General features: G+C 58.8%; 2 protein-coding genes. One reads left to right on the forward strand and one right to left on the reverse strand.

Features of this window, described 5'->3' with window-relative positions:
• The coding region (locus ACX3P1_RS28205) for a LysR family transcriptional regulator (protein ID WP_459083115.1) at nt 1-239 on the reverse strand (239 nt) is incomplete at its 3' end.
• A gap of 298 nt (nt 240-537) precedes the next feature.
• Between ACX3P1_RS28205 and ACX3P1_RS28210 the strand changes: the two genes are divergently transcribed.
• A partial coding sequence (locus ACX3P1_RS28210) for a transporter substrate-binding domain-containing protein (RefSeq protein ID WP_459083117.1) occupies nt 538-995 on the forward strand: 458 nt, incomplete at its 3' end.

Raw genomic sequence — 995 nt, forward strand, 5'->3', positions numbered from 1 at the left:
AGCGCGGACGTCAGCGAATGGGAATATTCATAGACGGCGCTGCCCCTGTCGGTCAGTTCGAAGCCACGCCTGCCGCGCTGGCACAGCGAAAACCCCAGCCGCTCCTCCAGCGCGTTGATCTGGAAACTGATCGTCGACTGGCTCATCGCCAAAGCAAGCTGCGCCCCGGTGAATCCGCCATGCTCGACCACGGAACGGAAAACCCTGAGCGCACGAATATCGGCTGCCGACAAACGCAATTCTGACACTCCTCCCTGAGCCCCTGCAGGCGGTGTTCGACATCAGCCTTACATCGCCAATTTCGATGTATAGTCTATTCCTTCCATGTTTATCAAAGATTCAATCCTGCCATGCTGCCCTACCAGATGGCGGCGTGCCGTCCTGCCGCTGGGAGTAAACAACCGGGCCGGCATTGCAGCCGGCTGGCGACCTGGAGGTTTGAGGCTCGTCACGCATGTGAGTATCCTGAGCGCTTACAGAAGCCTTGGACTCCAAATAATTCATAATAAACGGGAACATACGAAACTGGAGGAAGTCATGCGATCCGCCCTGAAACTGTGCACTTCGTCGCTGCTGGCCGCGTCGCTCTCGCTCGCTGCAGCGAGCATCGCCACCGCCGCCGATCTTCTGGATCGGATCAAGGAGAAGGGCGAGATCACCATCGCGTCCGAAGCCCGCTATCCGCCATTCGAATATGTCGATAACGGCAAGGTCGTCGGCTACGGCGTCGACCTTTTCGAAGAGGTCATGAAGGCGCTGCCGGACGTGAAGGTGAACCGGCTCGACCTGCCGTTCCAGGGCTTGCTGCCCGGTTTGCAGACGGAGAAGTTCGACGCCATCATAACGTCCGTCACCGTCAACAAGCAGCGTTACGATACCTACAGGCTGTCACTGCCGATCGCCGACGCGTCGTTCTCCTACGTCAAGCGCAAGGGCGATACGGCGCTCAATACGCCGGAAGATTTGAGCGGAAAGTCCGTTGGCACGCAGGCCGG

This window comes from Mesorhizobium sp. A623 (assembly GCF_054489405.1).